This is a genomic window from Phenylobacterium sp. (assembly GCF_041913825.1).
Lineage (GTDB): Bacteria > Pseudomonadota > Alphaproteobacteria > Caulobacterales > Caulobacteraceae > Phenylobacterium.
Genome location: NZ_JAYSEO010000005.1, coordinates 122,205 through 142,221, shown reverse-complemented (window position 1 = coordinate 142,221; position 20,017 = coordinate 122,205). Strand labels below are relative to the sequence as shown.

Sequence of the window (20,017 nt, the reverse complement as noted above, 5' to 3'; positions counted from 1 at the left end):
CCCCTACTCGTCCGCCACGCCCGGCCGGGGCGTGATGCGCACCCGCCGGACGCGGCGCGCCGGCGTCTCGTAGGGCCCCATCAGGAACATGCGCGCCCGGGAGTGGTCGAGGGCGACGCGGAAGCGCCGCAGGATGCCGAGCCCAAGGAGGCCGTCGGGGATGGGTCCGCTGACGGCGGGGGCGAAGACCTGCACGTCCATGTCCTCGAAGCGGTGGCCGGCGAACCGGACATGGCGGGCCTCGACCATCCGGTCCTGGCTCACGCCGCCCAGGGTCACCGAGCGCCCGCTGCGCACGGGGCGGCCGGTCAGCAGTCCGGCGGCCGTGGCCGCCTTCTCGGACAGCGCGAGGCCGCCGGTGGCGCCGGTGTCGACCATCACGTCCAGCGGCGGCGCCTCCTCCACCTGCACCTCGGCCATCAGCGCGTGCGCCGGCCCGGGCCGCACCGTCACCGCCCGCCAGTCCCCTCCCGGCGTCCAGGCCGACGCGCGCCAGAAGGCGGCGCGGGCGCGGGGGAAGTCGATCTCGGCCACCACGGTGCGCAGCAGGTCACGGCCGAGCAGCATGGAGAACGGCCGGCGGGTCAGGCGCGAGAGGGGGTGCAGGTCGAGCGTCGCCGCGCGCAGTCCCCTCAGCGTCAGGGCGCCCAGGTCGAGGTCGAGGCGGACGGAGCGGGTCACGCTCGGCTGGCCGCTCACCCCGAAGGCCAGCATCGGCACGGGGCTGCCGGCCGGCAGGGCGAGCTCGGCGGCGAGGCCGGCGTCGATGGCCGAGTACTGAGCGCCGGAGTCCAGAACCACCCGGATGTGCCGGCCGCCCACCAAGGCCGGCAGGTCGACCATTCCGCCGGGCTCCGGCAGCGGCAGCCAGCCGGTGGTGTCGCCGCCGCCGCGGAACGCCACCTCCGGCAGGGGCCAGGCGAGGCGCTCGCGCAGGAACCAGACGCCCGCCCCGCCGGCGGCGAGGAGCCCGAGTTGGCCTAGGAGCGCCCGTCGGTTCAAAGCGCCGCGACGAGGGCGATGGCGAGGGCCGCGGCGGCCCCGATCCCCGCCGCCACGCCGATCAGCATGCCCTTCCGGTCGGCCATGCGGGCGTCCGGCTGCAGATCGGGGGTGGCGGCGTTGGACGAGGCGCTGGTCGGCCGGCCGACCCGTTCCTGCCTGCGGGCGTGGTCCACCACCTCCGGCGAGGGCGGCGTTCCGGCCGCCTCGTCGTCCGTGCCGAGCGGGGAGGCGGCGGGATCGAAGCCGGCGACCTTGTCGCCGGTCCGGCCGCTCTGGATGTCGTCGCGGAGCTGGGCGGTGGTGGAGCCGCGCCGCTGGGGCGCTCCGGGGTCGATGTGGGTCATGGGCTGGCGTCTCCTGTCGGAGGGAAACCCGTGGCGGCGGCGCCGGTTCACCCGCCCAGCTCGGCGAGAGCGCGGTGTGCTCGTCAGGGCTTTCGTAAGGTCGTCACATAATGTTCACAACAGTGAGTTGTGCAATCAACGTATCGTTAGACCTCAGCGTGTGATTAGGCTCGCCAGTTCGGCGGAGCGGCATGAGCCTATTACTCGACATCGCGCCCTATATACCTCCGGTCACGGAAGAGGTGACGGGGGCGCACATCTACGAGCGCTTCCAGCTCGAGCCGGACACCATGGCCATCGCCGTCGTGGATGCGGAGGGCCGGCCCACCGGCATCATCGAGCGCAACGACTTCCTGGTGCGCATGGCCGCGCAGTACGGCCACGCCCTGTGGTCCCGGCGTCCCATCGCCGCCTGGATGAAGCGCGATCCGGTGATCGCGGACGGCGACGTGACGGTGGCGGAGTTCTGCGGCCGGGTGCTGGAGGAGAGCCCCTCGTCGCTCCTGCACGGCTTCATCGTCACCTGCGCCGGCCGCTACGCGGGGGTGGGCTCGATGCTCGCCCTGCTGCAGGCCGCCTCCGCCCAGACCGCGCGCCTGGCCGCGGCGGCCGAGGAGTCCAGCCGGCTCGCCAACGCGGCGCTGGCCGCCCGCGGCCGCTTCCTGGCGGTGATGAGCCACGAGATCCGCACGCCGCTGAACGGCGTCCTGGCGGTGGCCGAGATCGTGCGGCGCAAGAGCCGACAGGCCGAGCTTCTGCCGCTGATCGACACCATCGTGGAGTCGGGCGAGGTGCTGCTGCGCCTGCTGAACGACGCCCTGGACCTGTCGCGGGCCGAGCACTCCGGGCTGGAACTCGAGGAGGATCCGGTGCTGGCCGCCGGCCTGGCGGACGACGTGCTGGCCCTCTGGGCGCCGCAGGCGGAGCTGAAGCAGCTCGCCTTCGAGGTGACCTACGAGGGTCCGCAGGACGCCTGGGTGCTGGGCGACCGCGTCCGGCTGCGCCAGGTGCTGAACAACCTGGTGGGCAACGCCATGAAGTTCGCGGCCCGGCGCGTGGAGGTGCGGATCACGGCGCAGGCCGCCGACGGCGGCTGCCTCCAGCTCAGCGCCCGGGTCTGCGACGACGGCCCCGGCGTGCCGCCCGACCGGCTGACCAGCATCTTCGAGCCCTTCCAGCAGACCGAGGAGGGCGTGCGCCGGGGCGGCGCGGGCCTGGGCCTGGCGGTCTGCCAGCAGATCGTCGAGCGGACGGGCGGGACGATCCGGGCGGAAAACCGGGCTGGGGGTGGGGCTGTGTTCGCCTTCGAGGCGCCGCTGTTCCGGGTCCCCGCTCCGGCCGAGCCGGCGGCGCAGGCCCAGCCCGAGGCGCGCCGCAGCGCCCTGCACGTGCTGATCGCCGACGACAACGCCACCAACCGGCTGGTCGCCCGCAGCCTCCTGGAGATCTTCGGCTGCACCAGCGAGGAGGCGCCGGACGGCGGCCAGGCGGTCGACGCCGTCGTCACCGGCCGCTTCGACCTCGTGCTGATGGACATCAACATGCCAGGCATGAACGGGGTGGAGGCGGCGCGGGCGATCCGATCCAGCGCCGGGCCGGCGTCCAAGGTCCCGATCCTGGCCCTCACCGCCAACGCCGCCCCAACCGACGCCGGCTTCTACCGCATGGCCGGCATGAACGGCGTGGTGGAGAAGCCGATCAAGCCGGAACGCCTGCTCGCGGCCATCAACGCCCTGTTCGAGGTGGAGCCGGCCTCCGCGGAGGCCGTCGCCGGCTAGCCGCGCAGCGAGCGCGCCAGGATCTCCAGGGTCAGCCGCGCGGCCTGCTTGGTCTCGTCCTGCTCGCCGCGCTCGAAGGTGATCAGCCCGGCTTCGAAGAGCTGGTCGAGCTCTTCCGCGGAGAGCACGCCCTTGCGCTTCAGGGTGGACAGCGTGCCCACAATGATCGCGTGCAGCGCCGCCAGCATGCCCGCCCGCTCGGCGTCGGCCGAAATGGGGGTCTCGTCGTTCATGGGGGGCTCGCTCCGCTCACTCTTGTCATCTCCAGTTCACCCGCCAGCGGCCAGGAGTCCAGTCGGGGGTTTGGAACCGGAGGAAGATCAGCTTGTTGAACGCGGTCATGCGAATGCGGTCGAAGGGCGGTCGGGCCCGAACCCTCATCAGGCTCGCGCTCGGCGGCTGGGTGGCCTTCTCGGCGCTGAACGCCCAGGCCGGCACCCTGGAGGACGTGGCCGCCGCCTTCGGAAATACGGTGCTCGCCACCTATCCCGACGGACGCCACCAGCGCATCTGGCTGCACGAGGACGGCGCCTACGAGGCGGTGGGCCGGCGCGGCAAGCCCTCGTCCGGACGCTGGAGCCTGAAGGGCGACAAGGTCTGCCTCAAGCAGCACCGGCCGTTCCCGGCGCCGATCTCCTATTGCACGCACTTCCCGGCCCAGGGCGACGTGGGCGCCACCTGGACCGGCAAGGACCTGGCGGGCGTGCCGATCCAGTTGAAGCTCGTGAAGGGCGTCCAACGGCCGGCCAACGGCCCCGGAAGCTGACGCACACCCTCCGGGCCGGGGCCGAATCCCCTCAACCTGCGCGCTTGCCGGGGAGCCGCCTTGTCCATCTTCGTCGTCACCCTCGAAGGCCGTGAGCCGCCGGACCCGGCGCGGCTGACCGTGCTCGCGTTCGTGGAGGCCCCGGACGAAGCCGCCGCCGAGCAGGGCGCGCACGCCGCGCTGGCGGAGCGGCAGTGGTCCGACGTGCGGTGGCTGCGCACCGGCGAGGTGACCGACGAGGCGGCCGTGCCGGAGGACTTCTCACGCGCCATGGCCAGCGCCCGCCGCTTCGGTCTGGGGCTGATCATCTACGAGGAGCCGTGAGAGCGGGACGGACGCCCGGAGGGCTCAGGTCCGGGCGCCCGCCCCGAGGAGGAGTGAGAACCGGAGAGGTCCGTCGCACCGAACGGGGCCGTTCTGGCCTCCGCCGGCGAACTGGCGCTCGCCGTCGGCACGCGGCAGGGAGGCTCCCTCCCGATCGTGGCGGCGGCGTGGCGAATGGCGCCGCTCGCGCCTAGAGCACGCAGTCGGTCAGGCCCTCGCGGCGCACGGCGCGGGCATTGCGATTGATGGCCCCGGAGCGGCGTTTCACGTAGGGGCCGGGCTTGGCCGCCTGCCACGACAGCGGCTTTGGGACGATGGCGGCGAGCCGCGCCGCCTGGGCCGGCGTCAGCCGCTTGGCGGAGATGCCGAAGTTGTGCTGGGCCGCGGCCTCCGCGCCGTAGATGCCCGGGCCCCATTCGATGGAGTTCAGATAGACCTCCATGATCCGCCGCTTGCCCCAGCCGACTTCGATCAGGAGGGTGAAGTAGGCCTCGAGGCCCTTTCTCACCCAGTCGCGGCGCGGCCAGAGGAAGACGTTCTTGGCGGTCTGCTGGCTGATCGTGGAGCCGCCGCGCACCTTCTTGCCCTGGGCGTTGTACTCCAGCGCCTTCTCGATCGCCTCGACGTCGAAGCCCATGTGGCGGCAGAAGCGCGCGTCCTCCGCGGCGATGACGGCGCGCACCAGGGTGGGGGATATGTCCTCCAGCGGGACCCAGGTGCGGCGGAAGCCCTGGCCCTCGAACACCCGCTGAACCATCAGGAAGGTCAGCGGCGGCGGCACGAAGCGGTAGACGGCCACCGCCAGCACGGGGCCGACGAACCCCAGCAGCAGGACGGCGACCACGAGGCCGGTCAGAAGACGCCGCACCGGGGAGGACCTTGCCATGACGCTGGGGAGCCTGTGTTAGGAGGAAGCCGAAGGGGCATGCTCGTCAAGGACGGTTAAGGAAGCCATGAACGTCTCCGAGGCGGTGGAGAAGCGCGTGTCGATCCGGGCGTTCCGGCCGGACCCGGTGCCGGGGGCGGTGGTGCGCGACATCCTGGAGCGGGCCGCCAAGGCGCCCTCCGGGGGCAACCTGCAGCCGTGGCGGGTCTATGCGCTGAGCGGCGCGCCGCTGGCCGAGCTGAAGGCCAAGGTGGCGGCCAACCCGTTCGGCGAGACGCCCGAGTACGACGTCTATCCGCCCAACCTGTGGGACCCGTTCCGCACGCGGCGGTTCCAGAACGGCGAGGACCTCTACGCCACGATCGGCATTCCGCGCGAGGACAAGCCGGCCCGCCTGCGCCAGCTCGCCCGAAACGGCGAGTTCTTCGGCGCGCCGGTGGGCGTCTTCTTCTGCCTGGACCGCAAGCTCGGCCCGCCGCAGTGGGCGGACCTCGGCATGTACATGCAGACCGTGATGCTGCTGGCGCTGGAGCGGGGCGTCGACACCTGCGCGCAGGAGTACTGGGCGCGCTATCCGCAGACCGTGGGCGAGGTGATCGGCCTGCCCGAGGACCACATGCTCTTCTCCGGCATGGCGATGGGCTACCGGGACTCGCAGGCCCCGATCAACACCCTGGCGGCCGCCCGCGATCCGTTCGAGGTCTGGGGCGAGTTGCGCGGTTTCGATTGAGCGGCGTCAAGGCGGCGGCTCCCGGGCCGCGGCAGCATGGCCTTGCGAATCTGGAGCAAGGCGCATGGTCAGGCATGTACGGGCAGGACGGGCGGCCGCGGGGGCGATCCTGGCGCTCGTCGGGTCGGCGGGGCTGAGCGCCCTCGTCTGGATGACCTACGACCATTCGGCGACGGCGGAGCGGCTGCTGTTCGGCCTGGGCTTCGGCCTCACCGGCCTGGCGTCCGCGCTCGCCCAGGGGCTGGTGCTCTACGGGCTGTGGCTGCTGTGGTCCGCGGGGCGGCCGATCGACCGGTGACGCGGGTCACAGACTTCGGGCCTTTCTGAACATACGGTACGGGGGCGAAGGAAACGCCGAGGGCCCTCATGACGCCTGACCAGATCGAGCTCGTCCGCTCGACGTTCGCAGAGGTCGCGCCGATCCGCGCTCAGGCCGCGCGACTGTTCTACGCCCGGCTTTTCGAGACCTGGCCGGAGATCCGGCCGATGTTCAAGACCGACCTCGCCGCCCACGGGCAGAAGCTGATGGCCGCGATCGAGGTGGTGGTCGACGGGCTCGAACGGCCCGAGACGATCGGCGCCCGCCTCGAGGCGCTCGGCCGCGCGGGCGGTTGCGCCGTCCAGCCCGCGCATTACCGGGCGATGGGGGACACCCTGATCTGGATGCTGGAGACCAGCCTGGGCGAGGTGTTCACGCCTCAGGCGAAGGCCGCCTGGATCGCCGCCTACGACCTGCTGTCCCGGGCCATGGCGGAAGCGGCCTGCGAGCCGGAGCCGCGGGCGGCCTAGACCTCGCCCACGCCCGCGCCGCCGTCCTCGTCGCCCCAGGCCACGCGCTTCGCATCGGGGCTGATCGCCACCGCGCTGACCGCCACGCCCTTTTCCGCCTTGAGGTTGACGATCCGCTGGCCCGCCAGGTCGCAGGCCCGCACCCGGCCGTCGTCCAGGCCCCACGCCACCCAGTTGCCGCCGGGCTGGCCGGCGACCACGGTGGAGAGCGCGCTCTCCTCGTAGCCGATCTCCGCCGCCTGCTTGCCCATCGGACCCGTCGAGCCCGCGAACGGCCAGACGACCACGCCGTTGGCGCCGGAGGTGGCCATCAGGCTGCCCTTGGCCAGGAAGGACAGGCTCTTCACCTTCGACGGATAGCCGCCCATGCGCATGTTCTTCTCGTCGGCCACGCGCCAGCCGTGGAGCTGGTTGTCCTGCATGGAGGAGATCAGGAACTTGCCGTCCGGGCTCCAGGCGCAGGCCACGTGGCTGCCGGCCCACTTCAGCATCACCGGCTTCTGGTCGGCGATCCGCGCGTACCAAAGCCAGGCGCCCCCGTAGGTCGCCGCCGCGATCCGGCGGCCCTTGGGGTCGAAGGCGATGGCGGCCACGGTCTTCTCGTGCGCGAAGCTGCGGGCGAAGCCCGGGTCGGCGGTGTCGCGGACGTGCAGCTCGCGGCCGGCGGCGAAGGCGACCAGCTTGGACTCCGCCGAGGCGGCCACGTGGTCGATCCAGCGGCCGGGCATCTTCGCCAGCTCCGTGGCCCCGTCGGGCTTGGACCAGACCAGGCGTCCGTCGTCGCCGCCGGTGATCACGCCCTCGCCCGAGGGGTGCACGCAGCCGGCCAGCGCCGCGCCGTCATGCGCCTGCACGGTCTCGCCCGACTCGAACCTCACCGTGCCGTCGCCCAGGGCGAACATGGCGCGGCCGGCCCTGTCGAACAGGGCGGCGGTGACGTAGGCGTCGAAGGCGTAGGTGCTCATGGCGCCTCGCCATAGAGCGCCCGACGCACCTGGGGAAGGCGGTTCCTCTACGGGAACATGGTTCTCCCGCTTCGGGCTTTACAACTTCGTAAGGCCTTGCCAAAGGTCGGCTGACTCTAAGACGGGCGCGACCATGCGCCCCAGGGAAGGATTGAAACGCATGGGCGCAAAGCTCGGCGGCGGGGGCGGCAACAAGTTCGCGCTCGGCCAGAACGCCGACATCAACGTCACGCCGTTCGTGGACGTGATGCTGGTGCTCCTCATCATCTTCATGGTGTCGATCCCGGCCGCCACGGTGTCGATCAAGCTCGACCTGCCGCCGGCGATCCCGCCGCCGCCCGGCACGGTCGTGAAGGAGCCGGTGCTGGTGAACATCCAGCAGGGCGGCGCCCTCTACATCGGCGAGCGTCCCACCAGCCTCGATGGCCTGCCGGGCGACCTGGCCGGCGTCCTGCAGGTGGAAGACCCGTCCACCCCGCCGACCGAACAGCGCGTGTACATCCGCGCCGACCGGACGGTCCGCTACGGCGACTTCATGGCGGTGATGAACACCCTGCAGGGCAACGGCTTCTACCAGGTGGCCCTGATCAACGAAGAGATCTGATCCTCTTCGGCTAGGTTTGCGGAAAGCCCCGCTCGGGAAACCGGGCGGGGCTTTTTCGTGCCCGGTCGCCGGCGGTTTCGACAACGACACGATTTTGCAGTTCTGCAATATTCCATCTTTACAGCGCGGCCGTGCGGGTATCCGATCCCTCTGTACGCGGACGTCAGAGCCGCAATGGAAGGGAGACTGAAGATGGGAATGCGACTGGCGGCCTCGAGCGCGACGCCGTTCCGGCTCCAACAGAACAGCGAGATCAACGTGACGCCCTTCGTGGACATCATGCTGGTGCTGCTGATCATCTTCATGGTGTCGATCCCGCCGGTCACCACGGCGGTGAAGGTCGACCTGCCTCCGGCGCCGGCCGGCGCCCGGCCTCAGGCGCCGCCGACCTATGTCAGCCTGCAATCCGACGGTCGGGTGTTCGTCGGCGATCAGCCGACGAGCTTGTCGACCCTGCCGGCCGACCTGGCCGCGGCGATCGGCGGCTCCAATCCGCGCAACGAGCGCGTCTACGTGCGGGCCGACATGACGGTCCGCTACGAAGCCTTCATGGCCGTCATCAACCGGCTGAAGGCCACCGGCTACGCGCGCGTGGGCCTGGTGGGCGAGGAGATCTGACGCCGGGGGCGGGCCGGGCCCCGCGCCCGGCCTCGCCGTCCTCAGGCGACGGTGCTCTCGAAGCCGGCCTTGAGGGCGGCTTCGTCGAGGTTGCGGCCGATGAACACCATTCGGGAGTAGCGGGGCTCGCCCTCGCGCCAGTCGCGCTGGAAGTCGCCTTCCAGGATCATGTGCACGGCCTGGAACACCAGGCGGCGGTTGTCGCCGGCGATGTCCAAGATGCCCTTGGCCCGCAGGATGTCCGGCCCCTGGGTCTGCAGGACGTTGTTGAGCCAGGCGGTCACCTTGTTGCCGTTCAGCGGCTTGTCGCTGGTCAGCGAAACGCCGCGGATGCCACTCTCGGCCACGTGGTCGTGGATATGGCCGTGGTCGTGGCCATGATCGTGGTCGTGCCCATGGTCATGGTCATGGTCATGGTGGTGATGATCGTGGCCGTGATGGTCGTGATCGCAGTGCTCGTCGTGCACGTGGCCCGGCTCGCCGTGCGCCGGATTGAGGAAGTCGGGCTCCAGCTCGGTAATCCGTTCGAGATCGAACGACCCCCGGCCGAGCACCTGTTCCAGCGGCACGTTGGAGCGCTGCGCCCGGTGGATCGGGGCCAGCGGATTGAGCGTGCGGATCGCCTTCTCCACCTCGGCCAGCTCGCTTTCCGACACCAGGTCCGTCTTGTTGAGGATGATCTGGTCGGCGAAGGCGATCTGCTCGGCCGCCTCCTTGGAGTCCTTCAGCCGAAGCGGCAGGTGCTTCGCGTCCACGACGGTGGTGACGCTGTCGAGCTGGGTCTTGGCGCGGACGTCCTCGTCCACGAAGAAGGTCTGCGCCACCGGGCCGGGGTCGGCGAGGCCGGTGGTCTCGACGATGATCGCGTCGAAGCCGCCCTTGCGCTTCATCAGGCCCGAGACCACCCGGATCAGGTCGCCGCGCACGGTGCAGCAGACGCAGCCGTTGTTCATCTCGAAGACTTCCTCGTCGGCGCCGACGATCAGGTCGTTGTCGATGCCGACTTCGCCGAACTCGTTGACGATCACGGCGTACTTCTTGCCGTGCTCCTCCGAGAGGATGCGGTTCAGCAGGGTGGTCTTGCCGGCGCCGAGATAGCCGGTGAGCACGGTGACGGGGGTCTTTTCGGTCATGGCCAGCATGTAGTCCGCCGGGGGCGCGATATGAAGTGGTGTTCTCCAGCGCCGCTGTTATATAGTAACACCTAATGACCGCCGCCGACCCCCTGCGCGCCCCCGAGGCGCTGGACGCCTTCCGCGAGGACCGCACCTATCTGGGCGCCGACCACCGTCGGAACGAGCGGCGGACCTGGCTCGTGACAGGCATCTGCGCGCTCACCCTGGTCGCCCAACTCGCCGGCGGGATCGCCTTCCGCTCCATGGCGCTCACCGCGAGCGGCCTGCACATGGCCGCCCACGTGGCCGCCCTGCTGGTGGCCGCCGGCGCCTATGCGCTCGCCCGCCGCCACGCGGACGATCCGCGCTTCGCCTTCGGCACCGGCAAGCTCGGCTATCTGGCGGGCTTCGCCAACGCGGTGGTGCTGGCGATCACGGCGGTGATGATCGGGGTGGAGAGCGCGCACCGGCTGCTCAATCCCGAGGCGGTGGACTATGCGAGCGCCCTGCCGCTGGCCGCCGCGGGGCTGGCGGTCACCCTCCTCTGCGTCTGGCTGCTCCGGCCCGCGCACAGCCACGCCGCCCGGCACGATCGGGACGGCGACCTCAACATCGCCGCCGCCCACCTGCACCTCGCGGCCGACGCCGCGGTCTCGGTGGTGGCGCTCGCCGCCATGGCGGCCGGCCGCCAGCTCGGCTGGGGCTTCGCCGATCCCCTGGCCGGCCTGGTCGGGGCGGCCCTGGTGGCCCACTTCGCCTGGCGACTGCTCCATCGGGCCGGCGCCGCGCTGCTGGACGTGAACCCCAGCGCCGAGCTGACCGCCGAGGTGCGCGCCCGGCTGGAGGCGGACGGCGGCCGCGTGCTCGACCTGCATCTGTGGCGCCTCGGGCCCGGCCACCACGCGGTGATCGCAGTGGTCGCCGGCGGTGGCGACGCCGCGGCCTGCCGGGCGCGGCTGCACGGCCTGCCCGGCGTCAGCCACGTGACCATCGAGGCCCGGCCGGCGGGCGATCCGCACGCCGATCACGGTCACGTGCACTGAAGCGTGACGGCTGGGTTTGACGAAGCCGGACGTTGTCACTCACATGGCCCCGATGTTTCGTACCCTCGGCGCCCGGTTGCGGGCGAGACCCCGGACCGGCGTGGCGCTGGGCCTCCTGATCGTGGCGGGCGCCGCCGCCGGCGGCTGGGCGGCCGGCGAGCGTGGCCAGACCCCCGATGCGGCGCTCACTTCCGGCAAGGTGGCTTTCGACGTCCCCGAGCCGCCGCCGCCGCCGCCGCCCGCCGACCTGCAGCAGAAGCTCGAGGCGCTCGCCGAGGGCTTCCGCGAGGACGTGGGCCTGGCCGTCACGGACGTGGCCACCGGCTGGACCGCCCAGGTGAACGGCGAGATCCCGTACCCGCAGCAGAGTGTCTCCAAGCTCTGGGTGGCGGTGGCGACACTCGAGGCGGTGGACCGCGGGCAGGCCAACCTGGAACGGGTGGTCCAGCTCGGGCCCGACGACCGCTCGGTCTTCTACCAGCCGCTCGGCCGCCGCATCCGCAACTCCGGAGGGCCGGAGGTCTCGATCCACGAGCTGCTGCGCTGGGCGATCACCGAGAGCGACAACTCGGCCAACGACAAGCTGATGCGCGAGCTGGGCGGCGCCGACGCCGTGACCACCCTGCTAGCCGAGAAGGGCCTGCAGGACCTGAAGGTGGGCGCCTACGAGCGCGACCTGCAGGCGAGGATCGCCGGCATGACCTGGCGGCCGGAGTACGGCATCGACTGGGCGTTCCAGCATGCCCGGGCCGAGCTGCCGGACCACGTGCGCGACACCGCCATGGACGCCTACCTGGCGGATCCCATGGACGGGGCGGCGCCGGCCGAGATCACCCGCACGCTCGCCGCCCTGCACAAGGGCGAGCTGCTGTCGCCCGCCTCCACCAAGGTGCTCGTCGACCTGCTGCACGACACCCGCACCGGTCCCATGCGGCTCAAGTACGGCCTGCCGCCGGGGTGGAAGCTCGGGCACAAGACCGGCACCGGCCAGGACTGGCGCGGGGCCTCCACCGGCATCAACGACGTGGGCCTGATCACCGCGCCGGACGGCCGGGTCTATGCGGTGGCGGTGATGATGCGAAAGACTTCAAAGCCGATCCCGCAGCGCCAGGCCTTCTTCCACTCGGTGAGCCGCGCGGTCGCCCAGCACTGGCAGGCCAGCGATCGCAAGCTCGCGCCCGACAGCCGCGTCGCGGCGGCGCCGGCGGCTCCGGTCGGCGGGGAATAGGAGTCAGGCCGGCTGGGCCAGGGGCGCGGCCGTCGCCGCGTCTGACCTGGCGAGCGCCCTGGCCACGCCGACGCAGATCAGCGCCTGCCCGGCGAAGTAGAGCCCCCACACGCCGAATCCGACCCAGGCCTGCCCGGCCAGTGGCCCGATGCGGGCGAAGATCAGCAGGTCGGAGACCACGAACATCAGCCCGCCCAGGCCCACCAGCGGGCGCGGGAAGCGGCTGAGCCAGGCCATGGCCGCCATCAGGGCGACCCCGGCGCCATAGAGCGCGATGCCCGGAGCCGCGGCGCGGTCGCCCGGCAGCAGGTACGACGCCACCGCCACGGCCGGGACCAGGGCGGCCGCGAACATCGAGGCGGCCGCGCCCGGCGTGGGGCGGCGGTTGCGGGCGTAGAGCCAGACGGCGGTCAGGTGGGCGGCCAGGAAAGCGGCGCCGCCGGCCGTCATGTCGGCGGCGTTCAGCAGCACGTCCCCGAGGCAGCCGAGGGCCATGACCGCCGTCAGCAACCAGCCGTCCGTGCTGCGGGCGCGGAGCGCGGCGTACAGCGCCAGGAAACCGACGCCGGTCCCCTTCCAGGCCACCGACCACGCCTGCGGCAGGTCCATCTCCCACGAGGCCACGTAGCTGACGCCGCCCAGCAGCGCCGCCGCCAGCGCCAGCCGCGCCGCCGTCTCCCGATCCATCGGCTTCCCCCGCCCTTGTTATCCGGCGCCTATCTCGCCTGCGGGCCAAGTTCGCGCAACGCCGGTTTTCAGGGCGGTGCCTGCGAAGGCCTGCAGCAGTTGGGGCTCGAGCAACGGGGTGCGCAATCCGGGCGCCCAGAGCTCGCCCGGCGCGCGACGGTCCTCCAGCCCCATTCCGGCCAGCAGGGTGGCGTAGTAGCTGTTGCTGTTGGCGCCGGCGAAGGCGGGCCAGGCGTAGCGGATTGCGCGGCGGTTCACCTCCGCCGCCACGCGTTCGGCGGAGACCAGCCTCGCCTGCACGTCCTCGGCCTCGCCGGCGAACAGCTCGGCGCTGGGGAAGCTCTCGTCGAAGAAGCCCGAACGCCCGGGCCAGGTCTCGCCCCACAGGACCTCGCGCCGGAACGGCGTGACCCCGCCCAGGCTCGGCAACTGGGCGCCGCCCGGCCCGCGAGCGATGCCGTGCAGCTCCCGCCGCACCCGTCCAGCGTCGTCGACCACCGCCACGAAGGTGTGGGCGCCGAAGCGCCACTCCCGGGCCCTGAGGCGGAGGCGCAGGGCGGGCGTCTGGACCTTCACGAGACGGAGGATCGGCATCGGCCTAACAGGCTCCGGAGCCCGGGTGCGTTCCCGCATCCAACCTTCGCCGCGATTCCGCCACGGCGCCGCCACAGGTCGCCGCAACCCAGGGCGGACCGTCACCTTGGGAGTTCCTATGCGAAAATTCGTCATCGCCGCCGCGCTCGCGGCCGTCGCCCTTCCGGCCCTCCCGGCCGCCGCGGACCCGCCGGGCTGGGCGCCCGCGCACGGCAAGCGCGCCAAGCACCGGATCTACGACGAGCGTGGCCGCTACTACGAGCCGCGTCCGATCAGCCGCAGCGACCGCGTCTGGCGGGGCGACGACGGGCGCTACTACTGCAAGCGCGACAACGGCACGACCGGCCTGGTGGTCGGGGCCGCGGTGGGCGCCCTGCTCGGGCGCGAGATCGACGGCGGGCGCGACCGTACGGCCGGCACCATCCTGGGCGCCGCGGCAGGCGGCCTGCTCGGGCGCGAGATCGACCGCGGCGAGCTGAAGTGCCGCTGAGCCGACTAGGCCGGGGCGAAGGACGGGCGCCCCGGCCGGCCGGCTCTGCCGCTTTCGATTGACTCTGCACAGCTCATCCCCCAAACCGCCGCCAATCCGCAAAAACACGCCCCGAGGGAGGCTTTCATGCGCGTTGGTGTGCCCCGCGAGATCAAGCCGGACGAATATCGCGTCGGCCTGACGCCGACCGCGGTCCGCGAATACGTCTCGCACGGCCACGAGGTGGTGGTGGAACTGGGCGCCGGCGCCGGCGCCGGCTACGCCGACGAGGCCTATGTGCGGGCCGGCGCCCGCCTGCTGCCGAACGCCGACGAGGTGTTCGCCGAGGCCCAGATGATCGTGAAGGTGAAGGAGCCCCAGGCGGTCGAGTGGGCCCGGCTCACCGACAAGCACATCCTCTTCACCTACCTGCACCTGGCGCCCGATCCGGCGCAGGCCGAGGGCCTGCTGAAGTCGGGCTGCGCCGGCATCGCCTACGAGACGGTGACCGACGCCAACGGCGGCCTGCCGCTGCTCGCCCCGATGTCCGAAGTGGCCGGACGCATCGCCGTGTTCTCGGCGGGCGAGACCCTGCTGAAGCACAACGGCGGCATGGGCCTGCTGATCTCCGGCGTGCCCGGTGTGCCGCCGGCCCGCGTGGCCGTGCTCGGCGGCGGCGTGGTCGGCATGAACGCCGCCCGCATGGCCGCGGGCCTGGGCGCCGAGGTGGTGATCCTCGAGCGCTCCATCCCCCGGATGCGCCAGCTCGACGACATGTTCCAGGGCCGCATCCTCACCCGCTACTCCACCCAGGATGCGGTGGAGGAGGAGGTGTTGAAGGCCGACGTGGTGATCGGCGCGGTGCTCACCGCCGGCGCCAGCGCGCCGAAGCTGGTGCGCCGCGAGCACCTGGCCCAGATGAAGCCGGGCTCGGTACTGGTGGACGTCTCCATCGACCAGGGCGGCTGCTTCGAGACGAGCCGGCCCACCACCCACAACGACCCGACCTACACCGTCGATGGCGTGGTCCACTACTGCGTCGCCAACATGCCGGGCGCGGCGCCGCGCACCTCGTCCGAGGCGCTGGTCCACGCCACCCTGCCCTTCGGCCTGCAGCTCGCCGACCAGGGCCTCGACGCCCTGAAGAAGAACACCCACCTGGCCAAGGGCCTGAACGTGCTCAAGGGCGAGGTGACCCACCCGGCCGTGGCCGAGGCCCTGGGCAAGTCCTTCAAGGACCCCTACGGCGCCTGGAAGTAGCCCGAGCGACACCACGCGATGCGAGGGGGCGGCGGAGCGATCCGACGCCCTTCTTCATGCCTGGGCGCGGACATACGCCGGCAACAAAGGTCACCGTTCCTTCCGCTCAGCGAAGTTGAGGGAGGAAGCCCATGTGTGACGACGACATCCATCCCGGCCTTGTGACGGATCCCACCGTATCCCGTCGCGGACTCGGCCTCTGGACCGTGGCCGCCGCCGGGGTCGCCGCGGCCAGCGCCGCGGGCGCCCAGGCGAGGATCGTGGAGAAGGACGTCAAGGTCACCACGCCGGACGGCGTGTCGGACAGCGCCTTGTTCTACCCGGAGGGCAAGGGGACCTGGCCCGCCGTCCTGCTGTGGCCCGACATCATGGGGCTGCGCCCCGTGAAGCGGGAGATGGGCCGCCGCCTTGCCGGCCAGGGCTATGTGGTCCTGGTGGTGAACCCGTTCTACCGCTCGCACACCGCGCCGGTGATGCCGGGCGAGATCAACTTCGGCGACCCTGAGACCCGCAAGGTGCTGATGGGCTACCGCCAGGCCATGACCAACGAGGGGATCGACAAGGATTCCGTCGCCTACCTGGCCTTCCTCGACGCCCAGCCGCAGACCAACAAGAAGGCCAGGGCGGGGGTACAGGGCTACTGCATGGGCGGCCCGCTGTCCTTCCGGACCGCCGCCGCCGTGCCGAACCGCATCGGCGCGGTGGGCTCGTTCCACGGCGGCGGCCTCGTCACCGACCAGCCCACCAGCCCGCACCTGCTGATCGCGAAGACCGAGGCCGAGTACCTGGTGGCGGTCGCGAAGAACGACGACGCCCGCGCGCCCAACGACAAGGAGGTCCTCAAGAAGGCCTTCGCCGACGCGAAGAAGCGCGCCACCGTCGAGGTCTATCCCGCCGACCACGGTTGGTGCGTGCCGGGCAGCCAGGTCTACGACCAGGCCCAGGCCGAGCGCGCCTGGTCCGAGCTGTCGGCCATGTACAAGCGCGCGCTGGTCTAGGCCTCGGCGCCGATGCGGTGGCGCGCCAGCGCCTCGTAGTGCGGCCGGGCCGCATCGGCGATCCGCTGCAGGTCGGCCGTAAGCGGCGGCGCCGCTGGGGACTCCGGGGCGGCGAAGCCGGTGGAGCGCTCCACCGCGTCGTACCAGGCCGGCGCCCAGACGCCGTCGCTGGCCCGCCGTCCCGCCGGCCAGGCCAGCATGGCCGGGTCGAAGGCGATTTCCAGGGCGGCGCAGAGCGCACGGAGCGTGGCCTCCGGCCCCGCCAGCACGTCGGCGCCGCGCACGACAGGGGGCGCCCGGCCCAGCCGGTCGGCCTCGCGTTCGAACAGCTCCCGCTGGCGGACGACGCCGATGTCCTCCAGCGTCGGCTGGGCCCGCTTCACCGCGTAGCTGGCCACCACCTCCGCGGGGTCGCGGATCAGGAAGGCGTTCCGCCGGCCGGCCAGCCAGTCGAGGCCGAAGCCCGCCAGCATGTGGTGGGTCATGTGCTTCTCGTAGACCAGCGGCCCGTCCAGCGCCTCCAGCCGCGCCACCACCTCGCCCCAGGCCTGCGGCTGCGACGCCAGCACCGCCTCGCGCATGGGATGCTCCAGGCCCGTGGCCGCGAGGTAGGCGGCGTAGAACGGCTCGTCGACCACCTGGCAATCCGCCCGGCTTCCGAAGCTGCGCATCATCGCCGTGGAGATGTTGCGCGGCCCCGACCACATGGCGATGCGCACGGTCATCGGGCGGCGTCCCGGTCCTTCAGCCGCGCGTAGGCGGCGCGCAGCCGCGCGGTCAGTGGGCCGGGCAGGGCGGCGGGCAGGGTGCGGCCGTCGATCTCCCGCACCGGCGTGAGCCCGCCGAAGGTGCCGGTCACGAAGGCCTCATCGGCCGCCTGTGCGTCGGACAGCGGAAAGTCGCCGAGCGCGATGGGAACGCCCTCCTCGCGGCACAGGGCGATCACGTTGGCCCGGGTGACACCGTTGAAGCAGTAGGCGCCGGTGGAGGTGCGCACCTCGCCGTCCCGCACCCAGAAGAAATTGGTGGCGTTGCAACTGGAGACGAAGCCGTGCGGGTCGAGCATCAGGGCCTCGTCCGCGCCCGCGTCGATCGCGTCACGCAGCGCCAGGATCAGCGCCAGCCGGCTGTGGGAATTCAGCCGCATGTCGAACATCTCGGACGGCGTGCAGCGGATCGAGGACGTGGCGAGCGCCAGGCCGCGCGTCACGATCTCCGGGGAGGGCTCCTTGAATTCCGCGGTGATGACGATGGTCGGCCGGCCGAGCCAGTTCCTCGGGTCCTGGTTCACCGCCGCCTTCTCGCCCCGCGTCACCATGAGGCGCAGATGCCCGCCGTCCGCCATGGCGTTGGCCGCCAGCGTCTTGCGGATCTCGCCGGCGAGCGCCTCCGGCGACAGGCCGATGTCGAGCCCGATCCGCTCGAGCCCCTGGTAGAGCCGCTCCAGGTGGGCCTCGAGGAACAGCAGCCGGCCCTTGTGGACGCGCAGGCCTTCCCACACCCCGTCGCCCAGCACGAAGCCGGCGTCGAACACCGACACCCGGGCCTCCGACTTGGGAACCAGCGCCCCGTTCACATAGACCTTCAGGTCGGCGTTGCGGGGATCGGGGGCGAAATCCTGGCTTCCGGGCATGGCGCACCCTAGAGGCGCCGCTAGACTGCGGCCAAGTCTCGAGGAGCCTGCAGATGAACGGTGTCGGCGGATCGACCGCGGAACGCGAACTTTCCGAGCTCTCGCGGTGGCCGAACCCGGCGCCGCCCATCGGCCGCGACGAGCGCGAGGCGCGGCTCGCCAAGGCCCAGGGGCTGATGGCGGCCATCGGCGCGGACGCCATGATCGTCGGCGCGGGTGCCTCGCTGCGCTACTTCGCCGGCGTCGCCTGGAACGCCACCGAGCGGCTGGTGGCCATGGTGCTGCCGCGCTCGGGCGAGCCGGTGATGATCTGTCCGCGGTTCGAGGAGGGCTCGCTTGTGGCCTCGCTCGGGATCGTGGCGTCGCTCCGTCTCTGGGAGGAGCACGAGAGCCCCTACGACCTCACCGCCCAGGTGCTGCGCGAGCTCGGGGTCGAGAGCCTGGCCGTCGACCCGGCGCTGGCCTTCTTCATGTTCGACGGCCTGCGGATCGCCGCGCCCGGCGTCCAGATGACCAACGCCGCCGAGGTCGTGGACGGCTGCCGGATGATCAAGTCGCCGGCCGAGCTCGCCCTGATGTCGCAGGCCAAGGCCATGACCCTGGAGGTCCACCGCCGTGCGGCGCGCATCCTGCGGGAGGGGATCACCACGGGCGAGGTCCGCCGCTTCATCGACCAGGCGCACCGGGCGCTCGGGGCCGACGACGGCTCGTCGTTCTGCGCGGTGCAGTTCGGCGAGGCCTCCGCCTATCCGCACGGCCTGCCGGGCGAACAGCAGCTCCAGCCCGGCGATATCGTCCTCATCGACACCGGCTGCCGCGTGCAGGGCTACAACTCCGACATCACCCGCACCTACGTGTTCGGCCAGCCCACCCAGGAGATGATCCGGGTCTGGGAGGTGGAGAAGCGCGCCCAGGCCGCGGCCTTCGCGGCCGTGAGGCCCGGCGTCGCCTGCGAGGAGATCGATGCGGTGGCCCGCCGGGTTCTGGCGGCGGAGGGCTTCGGTCCGGACTACGAGCTGCCCGGGCTGCCGCACCGCACCGGCCACGGCATCGGCCTCTCGATCCACGAGGCGCCCTACCTGGTGAAGGGTGACCGGACGCCGCTGCGGCCCGGCATGTGCTTCTCCAACGAGCCGATGATCGTCGTCCCGGGCGCGTTCGGCGTGCGCCTGGAGGACCACTTCCACGTCACGGACGACGGCGCGGCCTGGTTCACGGAGCCGCAGCCGAGCCTGGAGAAGCCGTTCGGCTGAAGCCTAGGCCGCCGCCCAGGCGCGGTCGTCGAGGGCGAGGGGGTCGTCGATGGCCATCTCGTCCCAGTCGAGGTCCGGCGGCGGGCTCATGGCGGCGGCTACCACCGCGCTCATCTCGGCGGCGGACGCGACGCCCACCAGGACGGTCGAGGCTTCGGGCCGCGACAGGGCGAAGCCCAGGGCCGCCTGCAGCGGGTCCGAGCGTCCCTCGGCGATCAGCCGGCGGGCGCGGGAAATGCGGCCGGCGGCGGCCTTCAGGTGGCTCGGCGCCCGGTCGGGCGGCAGGAACAGCAGCCCGTTCAGGAAGATCGAGCGCAACTGCACCTCCACGCCCATCTCGGCGAGGGTGGCGAGCGTGCCGTCGATCAGCAGCCGCTGGTCCAGCAGCGAGGCCGGCGCCTGGACCACGTCGGGCTTGAAGCGCTTGGTCAGGCCCACGGGATCGTCGGAGGCATAGACCGAGACGCCGATGTTGCGGCACAGGCCGGCGTCGCGCAGGGCGCGCAGCCGGTCCCAGACGATCGGGCCGTTGGGCGAGAAGAGGTCGGTGGCGGACGGGGCCAGGATGGTGTCCACGCGGTCCACGCCCAGGCGCTGGAGCTGCGCGCGCACCTCGGCCTCCACCAGGTCCGGCCCGCGATCCGGGCGGACGGTGGTGATGGTCATGCGGAACGGGTTCGGCTTGGGCGTGATCTGGCCGATGGTCGTCTCGCACGGCGCCGGGCAGCGGCCGACCTCGAGCACGCCGATTCCGGAGCGCGCGGCGATGGCCAGGATGTCCCGTGCTTCCACCTCGCGCGGACGGCCGCGGAAGGCGGGCTGGTCAAGGCCGAACTGGCCCGAGCCGAGGCCCAGCTTGGTGATCGGAGACGTCATGGAGGCGTAAGGCTTGGTAAGGTCCCTATGAGCCGCCATGTTGCACCCGAGA

At 71.9% G+C, this 20,017-nt stretch carries 25 protein-coding genes; 14 read left to right on the top strand and 11 right to left on the bottom strand.

The features are described 5' to 3' along the window. Nucleotides 1-3: 3 nt before the first annotated feature. Entirely contained in the window at nucleotides 4-1,002 is a 999-nt protein-coding gene (locus ACE3Q8_RS05530; protein WP_374469249.1) for an aspartyl protease family protein, read from the bottom strand. Further along, nucleotides 999-1,349: a hypothetical protein gene (locus tag ACE3Q8_RS05525; RefSeq protein ID WP_374469248.1), complete on the bottom strand. Its 351-nt coding sequence runs from the start codon at nucleotides 1,347-1,349 to the stop codon at nucleotides 999-1,001. The genes ACE3Q8_RS05530 and ACE3Q8_RS05525 overlap by 4 nt, the downstream gene beginning before the upstream one ends. Before the next feature lie 191 nt (nucleotides 1,350-1,540). Here ACE3Q8_RS05525 and ACE3Q8_RS05520 point away from each other — a divergent pair, with 191 nt between their 5' ends. Then, nucleotides 1,541-3,127: an ATP-binding protein gene (locus ACE3Q8_RS05520; RefSeq protein ID WP_374469247.1), complete on the top strand. Its 1,587-nt coding sequence runs from the start codon at nucleotides 1,541-1,543 to the stop codon at nucleotides 3,125-3,127. Here the strand turns inward: ACE3Q8_RS05520 and ACE3Q8_RS05515 are convergent. Next, the gene (locus ACE3Q8_RS05515; RefSeq protein ID WP_374469246.1) at nucleotides 3,124-3,360 is read right to left on the bottom strand and encodes a hypothetical protein; all 237 of its coding nucleotides are present in this window, start codon (nucleotides 3,358-3,360) and stop codon (nucleotides 3,124-3,126) included. The genes ACE3Q8_RS05520 and ACE3Q8_RS05515 overlap by 4 nt on opposite strands. A 107-nt stretch (nucleotides 3,361-3,467) precedes the next feature. On the opposite strand from ACE3Q8_RS05515, the gene ACE3Q8_RS05510 reads away from it, so the two are divergent. Together ACE3Q8_RS05510 and ACE3Q8_RS05505 are read left to right on the top strand one after the other, a co-directional pair. Beyond that, a complete protein-coding gene (locus tag ACE3Q8_RS05510) occupies nucleotides 3,468-3,893 on the top strand; it encodes a hypothetical protein (protein ID WP_374469245.1) in 426 nt (141 codons plus the stop codon). A 60-nt stretch (nucleotides 3,894-3,953) separates the two neighbouring features. After that, nucleotides 3,954-4,217 carry a hypothetical protein gene (locus tag ACE3Q8_RS05505; RefSeq protein WP_374469244.1) on the top strand — a complete coding sequence of 88 codons (264 nt, stop codon included), beginning with the start codon at nucleotides 3,954-3,956 and terminating at the stop codon, nucleotides 4,215-4,217. Nucleotides 4,218-4,407: 190 nt separating this feature from the next. Here ACE3Q8_RS05505 and mtgA read toward each other — a convergent pair whose 3' ends face one another. Beyond that, nucleotides 4,408-5,103 (bottom strand): monofunctional biosynthetic peptidoglycan transglycosylase, encoded by a 696-nt coding sequence (gene mtgA / locus ACE3Q8_RS05500; protein ID WP_374469243.1) that lies wholly within the window; start codon nucleotides 5,101-5,103, stop codon nucleotides 4,408-4,410. 67 nt (nucleotides 5,104-5,170) lie between these two features. On the opposite strand from mtgA, the gene ACE3Q8_RS05495 reads away from it, so the two are divergent. From ACE3Q8_RS05495 to ACE3Q8_RS05485, 3 genes are all read left to right on the top strand, one after another. Next, nucleotides 5,171-5,833 (top strand): nitroreductase, encoded by a 663-nt coding sequence (locus ACE3Q8_RS05495; protein ID WP_374469242.1) that lies wholly within the window; start codon nucleotides 5,171-5,173, stop codon nucleotides 5,831-5,833. Nucleotides 5,834-5,897: 64 nt separating this feature from the next. Continuing rightward, nucleotides 5,898-6,131, top strand: a complete 234-nt coding sequence (locus ACE3Q8_RS05490; protein ID WP_374469241.1) for a hypothetical protein — start codon at nucleotides 5,898-5,900, stop codon at nucleotides 6,129-6,131. Nucleotides 6,132-6,199: 68 nt separating this feature from the next. After that, the gene (locus ACE3Q8_RS05485; protein ID WP_374469240.1) at nucleotides 6,200-6,622 is read left to right on the top strand and encodes a globin domain-containing protein; all 423 of its coding nucleotides are present in this window, start codon (nucleotides 6,200-6,202) and stop codon (nucleotides 6,620-6,622) included. Here ACE3Q8_RS05485 and ACE3Q8_RS05480 read toward each other — a convergent pair. Continuing rightward, on the bottom strand, nucleotides 6,619-7,587 hold the full coding sequence (locus ACE3Q8_RS05480) for a WD40 repeat domain-containing protein (protein ID WP_374469239.1): 969 nt from the start codon (nucleotides 7,585-7,587) through the stop codon (nucleotides 6,619-6,621). The genes ACE3Q8_RS05485 and ACE3Q8_RS05480 overlap by 4 nt on opposite strands. A 160-nt stretch (nucleotides 7,588-7,747) precedes the next feature. Here ACE3Q8_RS05480 and ACE3Q8_RS05475 point away from each other — a divergent pair, with 160 nt between their 5' ends. Beyond that, on the top strand, nucleotides 7,748-8,191 hold the full coding sequence (locus ACE3Q8_RS05475; RefSeq protein ID WP_374469238.1) for a biopolymer transporter ExbD: 444 nt from the start codon (nucleotides 7,748-7,750) through the stop codon (nucleotides 8,189-8,191). 192 nt (nucleotides 8,192-8,383) lie between these two features. Continuing rightward, nucleotides 8,384-8,809 (top strand): biopolymer transporter ExbD, encoded by a 426-nt coding sequence (locus ACE3Q8_RS05470; protein WP_374469237.1) that lies wholly within the window; start codon nucleotides 8,384-8,386, stop codon nucleotides 8,807-8,809. Nucleotides 8,810-8,850: 41 nt separating this feature from the next. Here the strand turns inward: ACE3Q8_RS05470 and ACE3Q8_RS05465 are convergent, their stop codons facing one another. After that, the gene (locus ACE3Q8_RS05465) at nucleotides 8,851-9,951 is read right to left on the bottom strand and encodes a GTP-binding protein (RefSeq protein WP_374469236.1); all 1,101 of its coding nucleotides are present in this window, start codon (nucleotides 9,949-9,951) and stop codon (nucleotides 8,851-8,853) included. A gap of 65 nt (nucleotides 9,952-10,016) precedes the next feature. Between ACE3Q8_RS05465 and dmeF the strand changes: the two genes are divergently transcribed. Beyond that, on the top strand, nucleotides 10,017-10,967 hold the full coding sequence (gene dmeF / locus ACE3Q8_RS05460; protein WP_374469235.1) for a CDF family Co(II)/Ni(II) efflux transporter DmeF: 951 nt from the start codon (nucleotides 10,017-10,019) through the stop codon (nucleotides 10,965-10,967). 76 nt (nucleotides 10,968-11,043) lie between these two features. Further along, nucleotides 11,044-12,195, top strand: coding sequence for a class A beta-lactamase (bla, locus tag ACE3Q8_RS05455; protein WP_374469234.1), 1,152 nt, complete (start codon nucleotides 11,044-11,046; stop codon nucleotides 12,193-12,195). Between the two features lie 3 nt (nucleotides 12,196-12,198). On the opposite strand, the gene ACE3Q8_RS05450 is transcribed toward bla, so the two are convergent. Then, entirely contained in the window at nucleotides 12,199-12,882 is a 684-nt protein-coding gene (locus ACE3Q8_RS05450) for a lysoplasmalogenase family protein (RefSeq protein WP_374469233.1), read from the bottom strand. An 18-nt stretch (nucleotides 12,883-12,900) separates the two neighbouring features. Beyond that, nucleotides 12,901-13,476, bottom strand: coding sequence for a hypothetical protein (locus ACE3Q8_RS05445; protein ID WP_374469232.1), 576 nt, complete (start codon nucleotides 13,474-13,476; stop codon nucleotides 12,901-12,903). Between the two features lie 118 nt (nucleotides 13,477-13,594). Here ACE3Q8_RS05445 and ACE3Q8_RS05440 point away from each other — a divergent pair, with 118 nt between their 5' ends. From ACE3Q8_RS05440 to ACE3Q8_RS05430, 3 genes are all read left to right on the top strand, one after another. Continuing rightward, nucleotides 13,595-13,966 carry a glycine zipper 2TM domain-containing protein gene (locus tag ACE3Q8_RS05440; protein ID WP_374469231.1) on the top strand — a complete coding sequence of 124 codons (372 nt, stop codon included), beginning with the start codon at nucleotides 13,595-13,597 and terminating at the stop codon, nucleotides 13,964-13,966. Nucleotides 13,967-14,092: 126 nt separating this feature from the next. Then, nucleotides 14,093-15,205 (top strand): alanine dehydrogenase, encoded by a 1,113-nt coding sequence (gene ald / locus ACE3Q8_RS05435; protein WP_374469230.1) that lies wholly within the window; start codon nucleotides 14,093-14,095, stop codon nucleotides 15,203-15,205. Nucleotides 15,206-15,336: 131 nt separating this feature from the next. Next, complete coding sequence (locus ACE3Q8_RS05430; RefSeq protein ID WP_374469229.1) at nucleotides 15,337-16,203, top strand: dienelactone hydrolase family protein; 867 nt, start codon at nucleotides 15,337-15,339, stop codon at nucleotides 16,201-16,203. On the opposite strand, the gene ACE3Q8_RS05425 is transcribed toward ACE3Q8_RS05430, so the two are convergent. Together ACE3Q8_RS05425 and ACE3Q8_RS05420 are read right to left on the bottom strand one after the other, a co-directional pair. Further along, nucleotides 16,200-16,928, bottom strand: coding sequence for a hypothetical protein (locus ACE3Q8_RS05425; RefSeq protein WP_374469228.1), 729 nt, complete (start codon nucleotides 16,926-16,928; stop codon nucleotides 16,200-16,202). The two genes, ACE3Q8_RS05430 and ACE3Q8_RS05425, sit on opposite strands and share 4 nt — an antisense overlap. Beyond that, nucleotides 16,925-17,836, bottom strand: a complete 912-nt coding sequence (locus ACE3Q8_RS05420) for an aminotransferase class IV (protein WP_374469227.1) — start codon at nucleotides 17,834-17,836, stop codon at nucleotides 16,925-16,927. The genes ACE3Q8_RS05425 and ACE3Q8_RS05420 overlap by 4 nt, the downstream gene beginning before the upstream one ends. A gap of 53 nt (nucleotides 17,837-17,889) precedes the next feature. Here ACE3Q8_RS05420 and ACE3Q8_RS05415 point away from each other — a divergent pair, with 53 nt between their 5' ends. Further along, complete coding sequence (locus tag ACE3Q8_RS05415; RefSeq protein ID WP_374469226.1) at nucleotides 17,890-19,089, top strand: M24 family metallopeptidase; 1,200 nt, start codon at nucleotides 17,890-17,892, stop codon at nucleotides 19,087-19,089. 3 nt (nucleotides 19,090-19,092) lie between these two features. On the opposite strand, the gene ACE3Q8_RS05410 is transcribed toward ACE3Q8_RS05415, so the two are convergent. Continuing rightward, nucleotides 19,093-19,965 (bottom strand): bifunctional regulator KidO, encoded by an 873-nt coding sequence (locus ACE3Q8_RS05410; protein ID WP_374469225.1) that lies wholly within the window; start codon nucleotides 19,963-19,965, stop codon nucleotides 19,093-19,095. Nucleotides 19,966-20,017 lie beyond the last annotated feature (52 nt).

Bases quoted from the DNA above. Each gene is read 5' to 3' on its own strand.
- ACE3Q8_RS05430 (WP_374469229.1), top strand. From the start codon at position 15,337: ATGTGTGACGACGACATCCATCCCGGCCTTGTGACGGATCCCACCGTA.
- ACE3Q8_RS05465 (WP_374469236.1), bottom strand. From the start codon at position 9,951: ATGCTGGCCATGACCGAAAAGACCCCCGTCACCGTGCTCACCGGCTAT.
- ACE3Q8_RS05450 (WP_374469233.1), bottom strand. From the start codon at position 12,882: ATGGATCGGGAGACGGCGGCGCGGCTGGCGCTGGCGGCGGCGCTGCTG.
- ACE3Q8_RS05470 (WP_374469237.1), top strand. From the start codon at position 8,384: ATGGGAATGCGACTGGCGGCCTCGAGCGCGACGCCGTTCCGGCTCCAA.
- ACE3Q8_RS05490 (WP_374469241.1), top strand. From the start codon at position 5,898: ATGGTCAGGCATGTACGGGCAGGACGGGCGGCCGCGGGGGCGATCCTG.
- ACE3Q8_RS05515 (WP_374469246.1), bottom strand. From the start codon at position 3,360: ATGAACGACGAGACCCCCATTTCGGCCGACGCCGAGCGGGCGGGCATG.
- ACE3Q8_RS05525 (WP_374469248.1), bottom strand. From the start codon at position 1,349: ATGACCCACATCGACCCCGGAGCGCCCCAGCGGCGCGGCTCCACCACC.
- ald (WP_374469230.1), top strand. From the start codon at position 14,093: ATGCGCGTTGGTGTGCCCCGCGAGATCAAGCCGGACGAATATCGCGTC.
- ACE3Q8_RS05415 (WP_374469226.1), top strand. From the start codon at position 17,890: ATGAACGGTGTCGGCGGATCGACCGCGGAACGCGAACTTTCCGAGCTC.
- ACE3Q8_RS05495 (WP_374469242.1), top strand. From the start codon at position 5,171: ATGAACGTCTCCGAGGCGGTGGAGAAGCGCGTGTCGATCCGGGCGTTC.
- dmeF (WP_374469235.1), top strand. From the start codon at position 10,017: ATGACCGCCGCCGACCCCCTGCGCGCCCCCGAGGCGCTGGACGCCTTC.
- ACE3Q8_RS05425 (WP_374469228.1), bottom strand. From the start codon at position 16,928: ATGACCGTGCGCATCGCCATGTGGTCGGGGCCGCGCAACATCTCCACG.
- ACE3Q8_RS05480 (WP_374469239.1), bottom strand. From the start codon at position 7,587: ATGAGCACCTACGCCTTCGACGCCTACGTCACCGCCGCCCTGTTCGAC.
- ACE3Q8_RS05520 (WP_374469247.1), top strand. From the start codon at position 1,541: ATGAGCCTATTACTCGACATCGCGCCCTATATACCTCCGGTCACGGAA.
- ACE3Q8_RS05485 (WP_374469240.1), top strand. From the start codon at position 6,200: ATGACGCCTGACCAGATCGAGCTCGTCCGCTCGACGTTCGCAGAGGTC.
- ACE3Q8_RS05445 (WP_374469232.1), bottom strand. From the start codon at position 13,476: ATGCCGATCCTCCGTCTCGTGAAGGTCCAGACGCCCGCCCTGCGCCTC.
- ACE3Q8_RS05440 (WP_374469231.1), top strand. From the start codon at position 13,595: ATGCGAAAATTCGTCATCGCCGCCGCGCTCGCGGCCGTCGCCCTTCCG.
- ACE3Q8_RS05510 (WP_374469245.1), top strand. From the start codon at position 3,468: ATGCGAATGCGGTCGAAGGGCGGTCGGGCCCGAACCCTCATCAGGCTC.
- ACE3Q8_RS05475 (WP_374469238.1), top strand. From the start codon at position 7,748: ATGGGCGCAAAGCTCGGCGGCGGGGGCGGCAACAAGTTCGCGCTCGGC.
- mtgA (WP_374469243.1), bottom strand. From the start codon at position 5,103: ATGGCAAGGTCCTCCCCGGTGCGGCGTCTTCTGACCGGCCTCGTGGTC.
- ACE3Q8_RS05410 (WP_374469225.1), bottom strand. From the start codon at position 19,965: ATGACGTCTCCGATCACCAAGCTGGGCCTCGGCTCGGGCCAGTTCGGC.
- ACE3Q8_RS05420 (WP_374469227.1), bottom strand. From the start codon at position 17,836: ATGCCCGGAAGCCAGGATTTCGCCCCCGATCCCCGCAACGCCGACCTG.